The organism is Colwellia hornerae, assembly GCF_007954355.1.
Classification (GTDB): Bacteria; Pseudomonadota; Gammaproteobacteria; order Enterobacterales; family Alteromonadaceae; genus Colwellia_A; species Colwellia_A hornerae.
In genome coordinates, this window is the sequence record NZ_VOLR01000010.1 from 21,459 (window position 1) to 36,920 (window position 15,462).

The 15,462-nt window shown below is 37.6% G+C and carries 13 protein-coding genes; 4 read left to right on the plus strand and 9 right to left on the minus strand.

The annotated features are described in order from the left end of the window. Positions 1-36: 36 nt before the first annotated feature. From ligA to smc, 3 genes are all read right to left on the minus strand, one after another. Positions 37-2,079 carry an NAD-dependent DNA ligase LigA gene (ligA, locus tag ESZ26_RS08500; protein WP_146799321.1) on the minus strand — a complete coding sequence of 681 codons (2,043 nt, stop codon included), beginning with the start codon at positions 2,077-2,079 and terminating at the stop codon, positions 37-39. A gap of 75 nt (positions 2,080-2,154) precedes the next feature. Continuing rightward, complete coding sequence (zipA, locus tag ESZ26_RS08505) at positions 2,155-3,219, minus strand: cell division protein ZipA (protein WP_146799322.1); 1,065 nt, start codon at positions 3,217-3,219, stop codon at positions 2,155-2,157. A gap of 57 nt (positions 3,220-3,276) precedes the next feature. Then, positions 3,277-6,777 carry a chromosome segregation protein SMC gene (gene smc / locus ESZ26_RS08510; protein ID WP_146799323.1) on the minus strand — a complete coding sequence of 1,167 codons (3,501 nt, stop codon included), beginning with the start codon at positions 6,775-6,777 and terminating at the stop codon, positions 3,277-3,279. Positions 6,778-6,932: 155 nt separating this feature from the next. On the opposite strand from smc, the gene cysZ reads away from it, so the two are divergent. Both cysZ and ESZ26_RS08520 read left to right on the plus strand, forming a co-directional pair. After that, entirely contained in the window at positions 6,933-7,685 is a 753-nt protein-coding gene (gene cysZ, locus ESZ26_RS08515; protein ID WP_146799324.1) for a sulfate transporter CysZ, read from the plus strand. Between the two features lie 216 nt (positions 7,686-7,901). Beyond that, a complete protein-coding gene (locus ESZ26_RS08520) occupies positions 7,902-8,288 on the plus strand; it encodes a hypothetical protein (protein WP_146799325.1) in 387 nt (128 codons plus the stop codon). Positions 8,289-8,372: 84 nt separating this feature from the next. Here the strand turns inward: ESZ26_RS08520 and ESZ26_RS08525 are convergent, their stop codons facing one another. Next, positions 8,373-10,223, minus strand: a complete 1,851-nt coding sequence (locus ESZ26_RS08525) for a M1 family metallopeptidase (RefSeq protein ID WP_146799326.1) — start codon at positions 10,221-10,223, stop codon at positions 8,373-8,375. A 101-nt stretch (positions 10,224-10,324) separates the two neighbouring features. After that, positions 10,325-11,191: a flagellar protein MotY gene (locus tag ESZ26_RS08530; protein WP_146799327.1), complete on the minus strand. Its 867-nt coding sequence runs from the start codon at positions 11,189-11,191 to the stop codon at positions 10,325-10,327. A gap of 183 nt (positions 11,192-11,374) precedes the next feature. Here ESZ26_RS08530 and rnt point away from each other — a divergent pair, with 183 nt between their 5' ends. Beyond that, positions 11,375-12,088: a ribonuclease T gene (gene rnt / locus ESZ26_RS08535; protein ID WP_146799328.1), complete on the plus strand. Its 714-nt coding sequence runs from the start codon at positions 11,375-11,377 to the stop codon at positions 12,086-12,088. On the opposite strand, the gene ESZ26_RS08540 is transcribed toward rnt, so the two are convergent. From ESZ26_RS08540 to ESZ26_RS08555, 4 genes are all read right to left on the minus strand, one after another. Then, positions 12,085-12,459 carry a hypothetical protein gene (locus ESZ26_RS08540; protein ID WP_146799329.1) on the minus strand — a complete coding sequence of 125 codons (375 nt, stop codon included), beginning with the start codon at positions 12,457-12,459 and terminating at the stop codon, positions 12,085-12,087. The genes rnt and ESZ26_RS08540 overlap by 4 nt on opposite strands. Positions 12,460-12,657: 198 nt before the next feature. After that, positions 12,658-13,059: a hypothetical protein gene (locus tag ESZ26_RS08545; protein ID WP_146799330.1), complete on the minus strand. Its 402-nt coding sequence runs from the start codon at positions 13,057-13,059 to the stop codon at positions 12,658-12,660. Positions 13,060-13,170: 111 nt separating this feature from the next. Next, positions 13,171-13,776, minus strand: a complete 606-nt coding sequence (locus tag ESZ26_RS08550) for a peroxiredoxin (protein WP_146799331.1) — start codon at positions 13,774-13,776, stop codon at positions 13,171-13,173. A gap of 140 nt (positions 13,777-13,916) precedes the next feature. Continuing rightward, positions 13,917-14,255, minus strand: a complete 339-nt coding sequence (locus ESZ26_RS08555; protein WP_070376459.1) for a Grx4 family monothiol glutaredoxin — start codon at positions 14,253-14,255, stop codon at positions 13,917-13,919. A 311-nt stretch (positions 14,256-14,566) separates the two neighbouring features. Between ESZ26_RS08555 and sodB the strand changes: the two genes are divergently transcribed. Continuing rightward, a complete protein-coding gene (sodB, locus tag ESZ26_RS08560) occupies positions 14,567-15,148 on the plus strand; it encodes a superoxide dismutase [Fe] (RefSeq protein ID WP_146799332.1) in 582 nt (193 codons plus the stop codon). Positions 15,149-15,462: the final 314 nt, after the last annotated feature.

Sequence of the window (15,462 nt, forward strand, 5' to 3'; positions counted from 1 at the left end):
TATTCGTTAGTTAACCCGCAGAAATCAACAATAACCTTATTTATGTTTTGCAAGTAAGGTTACAAGCTCATCTTCGGTTAATATGTCTACCCCTAGGTCTTGCGCTTTCGTTAGCTTTGATCCGGCCTTTTCGCCAGCGACTAAAAAGTCAGTTTTTACAGAGATACTGCCTGATACTTTAGCGCCCAGTGCTTGTAATTCGGCTTTAGCTTCGTTGCGCCCCATTTGTGTCAAGGTGCCTGTTAAGACAAATATTTTATCTTTCAAGGGCTGCTGTTCTGCAGATTTTACTTTAATATCTGGCCACGACATTATGCTTTCAAGCTCGCTGACCACTTCAATGTTATGGTCTTGCTGAAAAAATTGGGTAATATTTTTAGCAACCACAGCACCAACATCAGGCACTTTTTGCAAATTTTCTTCATTCGCCACTTTGATTGCAGAGAAGTTAAGAAAATAATTGGCTAAATTGGCCGCAGTGGTTTCACCTACTTCGCGAATACCAAGTGCATAAATAAATTTAGGCAATGTAGTACTTCTTGCTTTTATTAGACCTGAAATTAAATTATCTGCCGATTTTTTACCCATACGAGCCATGGTACTCACGTCTAATTCTGTTAACTTAAATAAGTCAGCAGGGGTTTTAATCAAGTTTTCGTCAACTAATTGCTCAACTAATTTATCCCCTAAGCCATCAATGTCGAGCGCTTTTCGTGACGAAAAGTGTTTAATGGCTTCTTTACGTTGTGCTCCGCAATATAAGCCTCCCGTACAACGTAACACGGCTTCGCCTACAGCCTTAACCACAGCAGAATCACATACTGGACACGTTATCGGAAAAACGATGTCACGAGAGATTTCAGGACGCTTTTGTAATTGAACACTGACAATTTGTGGAATGACATCGCCCGCTCTTCTAATGGTAACAAAATCATTAATTTTGATACCTAAGCGCTCAATCTCATCCTGGTTATGTAAGGTCGCATTACTGACGGTTACACCACCAACAAAAATAGGATTTAAACGCGCAACAGGTGTAATAGCACCCGTTCGCCCTACTTGAAAGTCAACATCAAGTAATTGCGTGGTCTCTTCCTGTGCCGGAAACTTATAGGCAGTTGCCCAGCGCGGTGCTCGAGCAACAAAGCCTAATTTTTTTTGCAGGGCTATATCATCTACTTTAAAAACGGTGCCATCTATTTCATAGCTTAAGTTGTCACGTTCTTGCATGATATATTGATAAAAACTGGCGACTTCTGACGCATCACTCAGTAATTTAACTTCTGGGCACATAGGTAAACCCAATAGTTTTAACTGACAAAGACGTTGGTAGTGTGAATTTTCTAACCACTGCTCGCCTAATGTTTGACTCGACGCCTGTTCAACATAACCAATACCATAGACATAAAAAGCTAAGTTGCGTTTAGCGGCTACTTTAGAATCAAGTTGGCGTAAACTACCTGCTGCTGCATTTCTCGGGTTAGCGAAAGTCTTTTCTCCTTTTTTTAGTGCACTAGCATTTAAGGCATTAAAACTGGCTTTGGGCATAAAAACTTCGCCGCGAACCTCTAATATATCAGGGTAGTTATCACCCGTTAATTTTAAAGGTATTGATTTGATGGTTCGTACATTTACCGTGATATTTTCACCAACAGCGCCATCACCACGCGTAGCTGCTTGTACTAAAAAACCATTTTCATAGCGTAAACTTACCGCTAAGCCATCAAGTTTTGGTTCAGCACAATATTTAATCGTGCTTTTTGAAAGCAAGCGGTCCTTTACACGCTTAGCAAAAGCTTGCCATTCATCGGCAGAGAATACGTTATCAAGCGATAACATCGGTACCTGGTGAGTCACTTGGCTAAAAGATTTTAACGCTTGTCCACCGACTTTCTGACTCGGTGAATCAAGTAATCTCAACGCAGGTTCGGCTGTTTCAATTGAAATAAGTTCTCGCATTAAACGATCATATTCTGCATCAGGAACACTGGGTTCATCTAAGTCGTAATATTGATGATTCAGTTGATTAATGAGTTGATGAAGCGCTTGTACACGAGTCGCATTAGCAGATGATGACATAAGAATTAATTACTTTTGAGAGAGTTTAAATTACAGGTTAATGGTTAAATTAACCTGTCGGCAGTTTGATTGACTTTATGATGAAGCGATTAAATTTCTTCGCTCAAATTCACGAATTTTACCCGCATAATGTTGTTCTGTTTGTTTGGTCATAACATTACGTTTGTCATCTAATAATTGGCCATTAAATTCTAAAGCGAGTTGCTTTGCTGCATTGAGCATTTGTTCAAAGACGACTGAAGCATCACCCGCATTAGGTAACATCATAAAGAGGCTAATACCTTGGGTAGTAAAGCTTTCCATATTGTCGAGGTCGAATGTTCCTGGCTTCATAATATTTGCTAAACTAAAGGTTACTTTGCCGTTACCGGCATTATCTTCATGGCGATGAAAGATATTCATCTCGCCGTATTTCATACCCAAGGTTAACAATGTCGGTAAAAGTGCCGCGCCTGACATTTGCTGTTTTTCTGGCATAACCACCGAAATAACCAGTACTTCAGGTTCAACTTTCACTTTTTTATGCTGAGGAATTATCGATTCTTTTTTAGCAGCGCTTTTGCTTTCCTTATTTTCACTGCCGAAGTTGATCTCTATTTGATCTCGCTTAATAGGCGCTTTTGCAGTAAAACGCGCAGACGTTTTTAATGGCTGTTTAGCTGATGTTATCGGTGTTTGATAGACAGGTGTCTCAATTCTTTCAATAACAGCCGCTTCTTTCGCGGTAACCGAGCCAAACAATGATGCATCGTGATCGCGTAAATCAACACTAGTATTATCTTTTTTATCGGTAATATTATCAAAAGAAGACATATCCCCCAAACTTGGTTCATCATCTTCAGCACTAAATTCTCGATATGATGTGGCTTGTTCTTCATAATCAGCAGTGGTTGGCATCGGCATCTCTTGCCCATATGCTTCATCGCCAAGTGAATTATCGACCACTCTTGGTTTACTAACACCATCTTGATCAAAACCTGAACCGTCAAAACCTCGATTATTAGGTGCAATTTTTTCAGCTTTTGCTTTGAGCTTATACGGGTTTTTATTTTTTCTTATGGTCCAAAAACCATGAACAAATATTGCCGTGATCACCACAGCACTGATAATAATCAATGCAGTTCTGAAATTATATTCCATCGGATAGCCTTTTATTATTCTATTTTCAGCTTGGTTTAGCTTTACTTAATTTTGTACTTATTCTAATTCAGCCATAGCGATTGCTTCATCAATATCTACAGCTACCATTTTTGATACGCCCGGTTCAAACATAGTAACACCGGTTAACTGACTCGCCATTTCCATCGCTATTTTGTTATGACTGATATAAATAAACTGCACAGTTTGCGACATCTCTCGTACCAAGTTACAAAAACGGCTAACGTTAGCATCATCAAGTGGCGCATCGACTTCATCAAGCATACAAAATGGTGCAGGATTTAACCTAAAGATCGCGAACACTAATGATAATGCGGTCAGCGCTTTTTCGCCACCAGATAATAAGTGAATCGTACTATTTTTTTTACCTGGCGGTCTTGCCATAATAGTAACACCCGTTTCAAGCATATCATCATCTGTTAAGGCTAAATAAGCACTACCACCACCAAAAACCTTAGGAAATAATGCTTTAAGATCACTATTAATCTTTTCAAAGGTATTCTTAAATTTGTGGCGGCTTTCTTTATCTATCTTAGCAATAGCTAATTCTAACGTATTAATGGCTTGGGTTAAATCTTCATCTTGTTGATCAAGATAGGTCTTTCGTTCGAATTGTATTTGATACTCATTAATAGCGGCAAGGTTTATTGCGCCTAAACGATTAATATCTTTACCTAAATTGACAATATGAGCTTGCCATAAAGGCTCTTTTGCCTGTTCTGGCATCGCAGATTGTACGGCCAACAAGTTCTGTTGCATTTCATTAAGTTGTTCGAGTGCCGCATCAGCACGCAGGCGATAACTTTCTGCCGTCAAATGAACGGCATTAATTTGCTCTTTCTTACTGTTAATATTCCTAGTTAGTTGCTGAACTTTTGATTCTGCGTCATTAATCAATGTTTTAGAGTCTGTTGTATCATGTTGGATTTTTGCTATTCTTCCATCAAGTTCCGCAACATCTATTAACCATGCTTGTAACTTTTGCTCATCAACTTGTAATGGAGAAGCACAATCTTCAACAATTTTTTGATGCATGCGTTGTTGTTTGGTAAGTTGTTGAATGCTTTCTTGCGCGCGAACCAATGATAATTGGCCTTGTGCTTGCTCATAGTTCAACTTTTCAATCATCAACGCTTGCTGATGTTTTTGTTGATGAAACCTTTGGCTACTTTCTTGGCTGTCTTGAATTTTTCTTTGTAAACTCTCTTGTGCACTACTGATATTCATAAGCTGATCGGCATCATGTTTTGGTAATTTTGTAAGCCCAGCTTCTTGCAGTGATAATAATTTTTTGTTTTGAATAAGTAAACTTTCTAGCGTTGTTAGTTCTTGCTGATAAAGGCTACTTTGTTTATCACGTTGCTCTGCTGCTTGTTTAGCCAAAGCAATTTTTTGCTGTAAAGCCTGAGCTTGATGAGTCGATTGTTCGATTGTTGTTTTAAGTATCTTAGCGTCACTAACAAATTGTTCTTTGCCTTTAATTAGCTGACTTTCTTTAACGTGGTCATCGTCAATACTGACTTGCAACTCGGTGATTTTTTCTGAGGTATGGCTAATATTATCAGTTAACTGCAGCAAGGCATTAAAATTTTCAGCACTACCTTTTCGCAAGAAATACTGGCTTAGCCAAGTACCATCTTTACAAATAACAGACTGGTACTCAGTAAGCGTTAACATCAGCTGTTGTGCTTGTTGATAATCATCGGCAATCAAAATATTATTTAGAAAGGCCGTTATAGCGGGTAAACCTTTAACTTTTTCAGCTAAGGTACCTGTTTTTTCTTGCACTGAACGAGTCACGCTACTGTTGTTTCTTTGCTGTTCAAGTACTAAGAATAGCGGTTCAATAGTGACTTCTGTTGGAAAGTGTTCAACCAATTCGCCTTGTAACCAATGATCTAAGACTAGCTCGACACTTGCCTGCCAAGCAGTTTCCACGGTTAAAAATTGATAAACTGCACCAAGTACCTTTTGCCCGCGCGCACTTAACCACTCTTTTTGCTTAATACGCCAATCTGCTTGTTGATTTTGCTGTATCTGTAATTGTTTTAAATAAAGCTTTAATGCTGCTATTTCACCGCTGTGCTGTGCTTGCTGCTGCGAGAAAATGCTAATTTTTGCAGTAAGTGCTAGTTGGTTTGATTCATTATCGTTATATTGCTTTAGCAAAGTCTGCTGTTGTTTCTCTTGCTTGACTAGCTTAATTTGCAGGTCTGCAGTACTCTCGACATTTTCAGTTAAGCTTTCGTCCGTTAAACTCGCTAATAAATGCGTTAACGACTGCTGTCGTTGCTGCTGATGACTTATCTGCTCGCTTAACTGAGATATTTTCTGGTTAACTCTCAGGTGATCATCACTTGTATCTTGGTGTTGGCGTTGCAAGATTTGCCATTGTTGATGTTCATTGCGTTGCTGTTCAATATAGCCCTCTAACTGAACTTGGCTTTCAAGTAATTGCTGCTCTATTAGTTCAAGTTCAGGTACGTGCTCGGTAATTTTTAAGGTACTATTTTGGAGCTGTTTTTGCTCAGCTAGCACCAGTTGTTGGGCATTAATCAACTGTTGCTGGGTAACACTGTTATCGTGCTGGGCTTTCTGTTTTTGTTGCTTTAAATGTTTAATGTTTTGCTCTGCGCGAGCGATATCATTACTTAATAATAATTTTTTCTGATGTAGCTCACCGCTAGACTCACCGCCTATGGTCACTTTTTGTTTAGCATCAAACAACTGAATGTCGATTTTTTTCTGTTCGACAATCAAGGCTTCAATTTCAGTTTGGAATTGGCTTACTTGTTGTTTTTGTTCGTTAGCTTGTTGGTCAAATTTTTGCCATTTTAAAACAGTCAACTCAGCTCTATATTTACGCTCTCTAGTTTTTAAGGTTTTAAAACGTTTAGCGGCTTCTGCTTGCTGGTGTAATTTGTCGATTTGCAAACCAAGCTCTACACGAATATCGTTTAAGCGTTCAAGGTTTTCACGGGTGTGTCTAATTCTATTTTCAGTGTCTCTGCGGCGTTCTTTATATTTAGAAATACCCGCGGCTTCTTCAATAAAAACACGTAACTCTTGCGGCTTAGATTCAATAAGTTTTGAGATCGTACCTTGTTCAATAATCGCATAACTGCGAGGACCAAGACCGGTACCAAGGAAAATATCAGTGATATCTCGACGGCGGCATTTACTGCCGTTTAAATAATAAGTATTTTGACTATCGCGATTAATAACACGTCGAATGGAGACTTGGTTACGATCGGCCATATTACCTTGAATACGACCATCAATATTATCAAATAACAATTCAACTGATGCTTGTCCAACGGGTTTTCGTGTTGCAGCGCCATTAAAAATAACGTCTGTCATGGCATCGCCACGCAAGTTCTTCGCTGAACTTTCACCAAGTACCCAACGAACAGCGTCAATAATATTAGATTTTCCACAACCGTTTGGCCCAACAATAGCTGTCATTCTTTGTTCGAATGGCACTTTGGTCGGGTCAACAAACGATTTAAAACCAGCAAGTTTTATATGCTTTAAACGCATAAAACACAGAAACCTTTTATTGTTATACTTTTATAATGCTCAACAATAAAATTTTAGCAGAGTTATCTATATTTTGTAACATGAAACATCTGTTCAATTTATCAATTTATTTTATAATCACAGTTAAAACAGCATGTAAGGATAAAAATCAATCAATGAATACAATTATTAATCAACCGTTAGCTAACAGTGGTGCTGGGTATTTTATTAAAGGCTTTGAATTAATCAGAGAAAAAGGTATTCGTCGCTTTGTATTTATACCACTACTGGTTAATTTAGTGTTATTTAGCGTTGCCTTTTATGCGCTATTTTTAGAACTTGATACCTATATGACTATGCTCGATAACTGGCTTCCTGATTGGCTGTCTTGGTTAAGTACTTTTTTATGGCCGGTCGCTTTACTGTTTTTGCTAGTGATGTTCTCTTTTATATTTAGCTCGGTCGCCAACTGGATTGCTGCGCCTTTTAATGGTTTGTTAGCAGAAAAAATGGAATTGTTGCTCTGTGGTAAAACAATACCAGACACATCGACCCTCGATATTATAAAAGATGTACCAAGGACATTATCAAGAGAATGGTGTAAATTACGTTATTATCTACCACGGGCTATTGGTTTTTTTATCCTTTATTGGATACTGCCGATTATAGGACAAATATTGTGGTTTTTATTTTTAGCTTGGATGATGGCTGTTCAATATAAAGACTATCCGTTTGACAATCATAAAATTGACTTTAATGAAATGCGTTACGCGTTGAAAAAAAAGCAAGGGTTAAGTTATAGCTTTGGTATCACCACAGCAATATTTTCAATGATCCCAATTGTTAATCTAGTGGTGATGCCCGTCGCGATATGTGGTGCAACGGCTTTATGGGTTGATCATTACAGAGATGACTTTGTCGACAGCTAAGTCATTACTAAGACGATTTTGTTGACCGTTCATGTTAATTAATTATTAATCAGCTAGTTAGCGTTATTTATACGATTAGATGCTTATTACCGCTATTATAATTTGTTATTTAAACAATACTTTATATAACGTAAATTGTTAGATTATTAACAATATTCTTGAAAATCACCTTACAACACACTAGATTTAGCTAAGTCAGTTAAAGGATCAAATATTATGCTTAACCTACGTACCGTAAATTTATCAAGTCAATTAGCTTGTTCATTGAAAACACTATTGGTCGCTTTTACATTAGTAAACATTAATCTCGCCATGGCAGAAGAAAACGCTATGGTAACCATAGCGACCATGAGTGATGCGCGAGTTTTTGCCGAATTTACCCATGAAACACCTGCAGTTATAAACTACTTTACAAAAAGCAGCGAAGCAGAAGTGATCAATTTTTATCAAAAAGAATATGGACAACCGCTAAACCAAGAGAGAAAACGTGGCCGTTTAACGATAACATTTAACCAAGAGCTGCATAGTATTCGGGTCGTTATTTCACAGCAAAATCGCTTGCGACAAGTCGATGTGATTGTAGAAGAAAACAACAGTAAATAATGTAAACGCAATTAAGTTACTTAAAGAAAACGCCACGTTAATTAATGTTAACGTGGCGTTTTTATTTTATCATTTTATCTGAAATTATTTAGCTTTTAAGACTCCATCAATAGTCCCTTGCGCTAAACCATGATAGCCAGGCCGGGCTTTTTCATAGACATCAAGTGCCCAAGCTTTACCTGCTGGCGTTTCAGCTAACGCTTTATATAGTGGTACAATTAACTTACGACGACCAATTGAAATCAGATATTTAGACATCGCAGGATAAACCGTATCGTAACCTGTTCTTAATGCTAATAAGTACCATGCATGGGCAATTTCAGCATTAGTACTAGCGGTTAAGTTAAACGCTTTATCGAGTGCGCTCATCCGCTCCGTTGGAAGTGTTACCGGTAAGTTATTAATAAAGTGCAACCACTCATGCAATGTCCATGCTTTGGTTGGCAATTGCGCTAAAGTTATTTTATCACCTAACAGACTATTAATTTGACCATCGATAGTGGTAAATGCACTTGATGTAGGCTGCGGTGCATAGCTAGGTAGCCCTTGTTCATAAATCCATTCATTGACTTCTTTATCACTAACAATATTTGGATATTTATCGGTAAGATGCGTTTTCAAATAAATAACAAAATTAGCAGTACCTAAGCTTTCAAAGGCATGGCTGTTAAAGTAATCTAAAATAAAAGTGTCAAACTTATCGCGACCAAATTTAGCTTCTAAAAACATTAAAAATAGCTGACCTTTTACATAAGGAACACCTGAGAAGGCGTCATCAGGATCACGCCCTTTAAGGTCGATATAAAGTTGAGTATCACCTGGTGCTAATTCAGCAATTTCGTAATTTAAACTTTGTGCGCCAAGCGCTTGCTCCATAACCGCTCGGTCTTCACCAAATACTGCTTCCATAATGCGATTTTCAACATAACTGGTAAAACCTTCGTTTAACCATAAGTCGCGCCAGCTTTCATTGGTCACTAAATTACCCGACCAAGAATGAGCGAGTTCATGAGCAATTAAATTGACTAAACTTTTATCACCGGCAATAACTGTTGGGGTAATAAAAGACAAACGTGGATTTTCCATGCCACCAAAGGGAAAGCTAGGCGGTAATATAAGTAAGTCATAACGACCCCAACGATAAGGACCAAAGATTTTTTCTGACTCGTCAATCATCGCTTGTGTATCATCAAATTCGCTAACCGCTGCATCTAAAATGCTCGCTTCAGCATAAATGCCGGTTTGCTTGCTCATCGCTTTAAATTCTAGATCGCCAACACTAATTGCAATCAAATACGGAGGGATAGCCTGCGGCATACTAAAAAAGTAATCGCCATCACGAGCGGTATCAGGTTCGTTATTCGCGCTCATGACCGCTAATAAATTATCAGGTGTGGTAATACGAGCGGTATAGGTTACGCGAACACTGGGTGTGTCTTGCACTGGTATCCATGAACGTGCGTGAATCGCTTGATTTTGACTGAATAAGAAAGGATGCTTTTTACCTGCAGTTTGTTCAGCTGACAACCATTGCAAACCTGATGCTTGTTCGGTGGATTGATAATAAACACGAATTTTTTGTGCTTTAAAAGTATTATTAATGGTGAGTTTAGAACCTAAAACGTTATCACGATTAGCAAGTGAGAAACTTACCCCACGCCATTGTCCTGCTTCAGTTTGAGCCATAACACGGTCGATGATTAAATCTCGGGTATCGAGAATAATCGGCTGCGAAGTTTTACTTAACCACTCTAACGATAATTCTGCAAAACCAACGAGTGATTTTTCATCAAAATTAACCGCTAGATCTAAATAAATGTGGGTTGTTTTTACTTGGTCGTAATTAGCATAGGTGTAAGCATCATTGGTTTTTGCCAAACTTGTAAAGCTCGATAAAACCAATAGTGCAAATAAAGACTTAAACAATGGTCGCATTATGGAAGATCCAATAAAAAAATAGGCTGATAGATTAAAATAACCTACCAGCCTATTCAACTGATTCTTTATAAAATAATTTTTTTACAGTACATTCGTCTTTACGGTTGTTCCATTCTAATAACAACACGTCTGTTTTGTGCACGACCAATAACGGTATTGTTAGCAGCAATATGACGCTTTTCGCCATAACCTTTTGCTTCAATTCGACTAGGATCAATACCACTTTTAACAAAATGCTCGCGAATCGTGTTTGCTCGGCGGTTCGATATTTTCAAATTATCGTTTCTGCCACCATAACTGTCGGTATAACCATCAATAAGCACCAACGCTAAATTTTGATCTAAGGTAAGGTACTCTGCGATCATCGTTAAACGCTTTTTAGATGATTTAGTTAAACTGTCACCACCAAATTGATAATTTAATACCGTGTAAGAAATATCATCAAAATTGTAATTAAGTAAGTTACCGACACAACCAATGAATTCTTGATAAGCACGGTTAAACTTAGCGGTTGAAATACCAACAGAAATAAGATCGTTATCACTGTACCAGTCGTTATAGTAAAAAGTGGGGTTCATGCCCTGCTCTAATTCATTGAGCATATTCCAAGCAACCTTTTTCGGTAGGCTTGGAGCAAACTGCTTATGCAGTTTCATATTGGCAATAGTTCGACCATTTTTCCCTGGACGCCAATTAGGCGCAACCGAGCGAACTTCAGCTAATGAATAAGTATCGGGTAGCCTCATCATATCGAGTTCAAATTCCATATTCATTTTACGGCTTGCTGTACTATAGAATTTTGCTTCACCATAATTAGGTATTTGGTGCGATAAGGTGCACTCTAACCTAGAGTTATTAGTTAACTGCCAATTAGCATGTTCTAAGTCAGCACCATACTGACGAATACCAGCATTGGCTTGACTAACAAATACGCATAATAATAATGTAATGATAGTTTTTTTCATAAAATATTTATCTTTTATCCTGCCACGTATCTATTATCGACCCAATATTTTATAACTTTAGCAGTAATCAGCAATATTTTCATAACTTTCAAGCTTCATCATAGGGTTCGCATAGAGTTTCCATTTTTTTTCTGCGATAATTTACTCCTTGAAATTGAATGCTAACTAATAAAAGATGTAAACATGAGTATAAACCCTGAGACTAAAAATAAGAGTTCTGCTGATAAAAATACTAAAAGTGCTTTTGCACAGCGCTTCAGAGGTTACTTTCCAGTGGTCATCGATGTTGAAACAGCAGGTTTTAATGCGCAAACTGATGCTTTATTGGAAATAGCAGCAACGACTTTATCACTAGATGAAAGCACCGGGCAATTTTCACTTGATGAAACTATTCACTTTAACGTTGAACCTTTTGAAGGCGCTAACTTAGAGCAAGCGGCGTTAGAGTTTACCGGTATAGACCCAACAAACCCATTACGTGGCGCTGTCGACGAAAACAAAGCATTAACAGAGATCTTTAAATTAATTCGAAAAAAAATGAAGCTTGCTGGCTGCCAACGTGCGGTGATGGTCGCTCATAATGCTGCTTTTGATTTAGGTTTTGTTAATGCTGCTGTAGAGCGATGTTCAATAAAACGCTCACCTTTTCATCCTTTTGTTAGCTTTGATACCACGACATTATCGGGTTTAGCGCTTGGACAAACCGTACTGGCAAAAGCCTGTTTAGCGGCAGGCTTAGACTTTAATAATAGTGAAGCACATTCAGCACTTTACGATACAGAAAAAACCGCTGAACTTTTTTGTTTTATTGTCAACAAATGGCAAAAAATGGGTGGTTGGCCGCTAGCAATAGCCGATGAAGAACAACAAGATAATGATTCACCGGCAAGCGATTAAAATAATTTAGCGGAACTATTACGGTTATTGTGACGGCATAATAAATTTCTTAGCGCTAAAACAATCAAAGTAAACGCACAAAATTGAAAAAGTGAGTTTTTTGTGATCACCAAGGTAAAAACCCCGATAGCACCATAAATAAAGGGTAAGTATTCATAGAGCAGCTCAGGTAATTTATTTGTTATGCCGAGCTGTTTTTGTTTATCTAATCTTCGATTAGCTGAACGCGTGACTAACGTAACGCAACCGGCACTATAAAATAGTCCCGCTGAAATAAGCATAGGCCATGTCATATTAAAGGTAAGTAAATAACCACTAACAATAAAATACCCGAACGGTAAGTTCTCATAAAGCGCCTTAGGTACAAACAAAACAATTCCAAAAACCAAGAAGATGATGAATTAAGTGTAGATTGCTTTTCAATTTTTGATTAACTTAATTTTAAACGCCATCACTTTATATTCTTTAGCCTCTTCAATAAAGACTCCGTGATACTGAATAAAGTTTGGAATAACACGCTGTTATCCTGAATTCTTTTAGGATCCAGTGGTTTAGATACTGAAATGAATTCAACATGACGGGATAAAATCTTGAACATCGTCACTCTTTGCTATCCATGACAACGTGACATACTGTTCTTCCTGAACATCGTCACTCTTTGCCATCCATGGCAACGTGACATACTGTTCTTCCTGAACATCGTCACTCTTTGCCATCCATGGCAACGTGACATACTGTTCTTCCTGAACATCGTCACTCTTTGCCATCCATGGCAACGTGACATACTGTTCTTCCTGAACATCGTCACTCTTTGCCATCCATGGCAACGTGACATACTGTTCTTCCTGAACATCGTCACTCTTTGCCATCCATGGCAACGTGACATACTGTTCTTCCTGAACATCGTCACTCTTTGCTATCCATGACAACGTGACATACTGTTCTTCCTGAACATCGTCACTCTTTGCCATCCATGGCAACGTGACATACTGTTCTTCCTGAACATAAAAAAACCGCAATTAAGCGGTTTTTTGATTACTTTCAAAAACGACTATAGACTAACTAAAGCCTAAATCATTATCTTAAAGTTTGTCTGCATTATCAGCTAAGTAAGATGCAACACCTTCTGGAGAAGCTGTCATACCTTTATCACCTTTGTTCCAGCCAGCAGGACAAACTTCGCCGTGCTCTTGGTGGAATTGTAATGCGTCAACCATGCGGATCATTTCGTCAACGTCACGACCTAATGGTAAATCGTTAATCACTTGATGACGTACATTGCCTTCTTCATCAATTAAGAAAGAACCACGAAATGCAACACCTGCTTCAGGATGTTCAACATCGTATGCTTTACAAATTTCATGTTTTGTATCAGCAACTAAAGTATATTGTACTGGACCAATACCACCTTCGTTTACTGGAGTGTTACGCCATGCGTTATGTGAAAACTGTGAATCGATAGAAACACCAATAACTTCAACACCACGGTTTTTGAATTCTTCCATACGGTGATCAAAAGCTAATAACTCAGACGGACAAACAAAAGTAAAATCTAGAGGGTAGAAAAATACTACCGCTTTTTTACCTTTGATTGCTGTCGATAACGTAAAGCTATCAACAATTTCGCCACTACCTAAAACTGCTGCTGCAGTAAAATCTGGTGCTGCACGACCAACTAATACACTCATTCTTTTCTCCGATATATTTATTAAATTGATTTAAATCATAAAACTGACGTACACCTATTATTGAGACGATAAGGTGATTTTCAACTTATTTTCATCTCTTTTGATAAGAAAGATAAGTAACGTCAATTTCTAAAATGTTATTAAGCTTTTTCTTCAGAATTATTTTTTTCTGCAGCTTCTTTGATTAAGGTTTGTAATTCACCTTGTTGGAACATTTCCATAATAATGTCACAACCACCGACTAATTCACCGTCAACCCATAATTGTGGAAATGTCGGCCAATCAGCATATTTAGGTAATTCAGCACGAATATCTGGGTTTTGTAAAATATCAACATAAGCAAATTTTTCACCACACTGCATTAGTGCTTGTGATGCTTGTGAAGAAAAGCCACAGCTAGGCAATTTAGGAGAACCTTTCATATAAAGCAAAATAGTGTTTTCAGAAAGTTGTTCTTTGATACGTTCAATAGTTTCCATGGGATACCTCTAATTAAGACCGATAAAACCTCGATCTTTACAATATAAAATTTAATGTTTATTACTTTGATTAATGGAGTCTGCCACTAAAATAATCAAGGTAATAAAGACTAAAAAGCACTTATTTAGTCGAATAAACAATAACAGGCTTGATATTTACACTGGCAAAACCTATATAAATGGGTACACTAGTCAAGCTTTAATAATACTTGACTAGTTTACTAGGTTTTAACTCGTTTTTAAATAAAAGCACACAACTTCTTTATTTTTGCGCAAAAATAAATTTGTATAACCCATTTCTGGAGAAACTAATGGCTATTGAATTACCCGCATTACCTTATGCACAAGATGCACTTGTACCACATATTTCAGCTGAAACACTTGAGTTTCACTACGGTAAGCATCACAACACTTATGTTGTAAAGCTTAATGGATTAATTGAAGGTACTGATTTTGAAGGTAAGTCTTTAGAAGACATCGTAAAAACTTCATCAGCAGGCATTTTCAATAATGCAGCACAAATTTGGAATCACACGTTCTACTGGAACAGCTTAAGCCCTAACGGCGGCGGCGAACCAACAGGCGCTTTAGCTGATGCAATCAATGCAAGCTTTGGTTCTTTCGCTGAATTTAAAACGAAATTTACTGAAAGTGCAATCAACAACTTTGGTTCAAGCTGGACATGGTTAGTGAAAAAAGCAGATGGTAGCCTTGCTATCGTAAACACTTCAAATGCTGCAACACCATTAACTGATGATAGCGTTACACCGTTATTAACAGTAGATTTATGGGAACATGCTTACTACATTGATTACCGTAATCTTCGTCCAAGCTACATGGCTGGCTTTTGGGCATTAGCTAACTGGGATTTTGCTGCGGCAAATTTCGCTTAACTTTTACTCATTAATAAATAATTATTAATGTATCTTTAAAAACCAGAGTTTAGACTCTGGTTTTTTTATACTTAAAATTTGAATGCTTTTTCTTTAATTATCAGTAATAAAGATTTTTTTCCCAATAGTTTTTCGTAACTAGTACCTTAATTAACCCCTCCCTTAAAAAATAACGTCTAAACTTAACAATAGACGTACTCGTTTCAAGTTAAAGTTGAACGTTTTATTGGAACGAATATCGATAGTTTCTCGGTCTTATTTGTATGAGTTAAACAATATCGACTTTTTACTACGGTAAGTTTTACTCATCTGCA

Excerpts from the sequence above, each read along its gene's own strand:
- rnt (WP_146799328.1), top strand. The coding sequence starts at position 11,375 with ATGAGTATAAACCCTGAGACTAAAAATAAGAGTTCTGCTGATAAAAAT.
- smc (WP_146799323.1), bottom strand. The coding sequence starts at position 6,777 with ATGCGTTTAAAGCATATAAAACTTGCTGGTTTTAAATCGTTTGTTGAC.
- sodB (WP_146799332.1), top strand. The coding sequence starts at position 14,567 with ATGGCTATTGAATTACCCGCATTACCTTATGCACAAGATGCACTTGTA.
- ESZ26_RS08545 (WP_146799330.1), bottom strand. The coding sequence starts at position 13,059 with ATGGCAAAGAGTGACGATGTTCAGGAAGAACAGTATGTCACGTTGTCA.
- ESZ26_RS08525 (WP_146799326.1), bottom strand. The coding sequence starts at position 10,223 with ATGCGACCATTGTTTAAGTCTTTATTTGCACTATTGGTTTTATCGAGC.
- ESZ26_RS08555 (WP_070376459.1), bottom strand. The coding sequence starts at position 14,255 with ATGGAAACTATTGAACGTATCAAAGAACAACTTTCTGAAAACACTATT.
- ligA (WP_146799321.1), bottom strand. The coding sequence starts at position 2,079 with ATGTCATCATCTGCTAATGCGACTCGTGTACAAGCGCTTCATCAACTC.
- ESZ26_RS08530 (WP_146799327.1), bottom strand. The coding sequence starts at position 11,191 with ATGAAAAAAACTATCATTACATTATTATTATGCGTATTTGTTAGTCAA.
- cysZ (WP_146799324.1), top strand. The coding sequence starts at position 6,933 with ATGAATACAATTATTAATCAACCGTTAGCTAACAGTGGTGCTGGGTAT.
- ESZ26_RS08550 (WP_146799331.1), bottom strand. The coding sequence starts at position 13,776 with ATGAGTGTATTAGTTGGTCGTGCAGCACCAGATTTTACTGCAGCAGCA.
- zipA (WP_146799322.1), bottom strand. The coding sequence starts at position 3,219 with ATGGAATATAATTTCAGAACTGCATTGATTATTATCAGTGCTGTGGTG.
- ESZ26_RS08520 (WP_146799325.1), top strand. The coding sequence starts at position 7,902 with ATGCTTAACCTACGTACCGTAAATTTATCAAGTCAATTAGCTTGTTCA.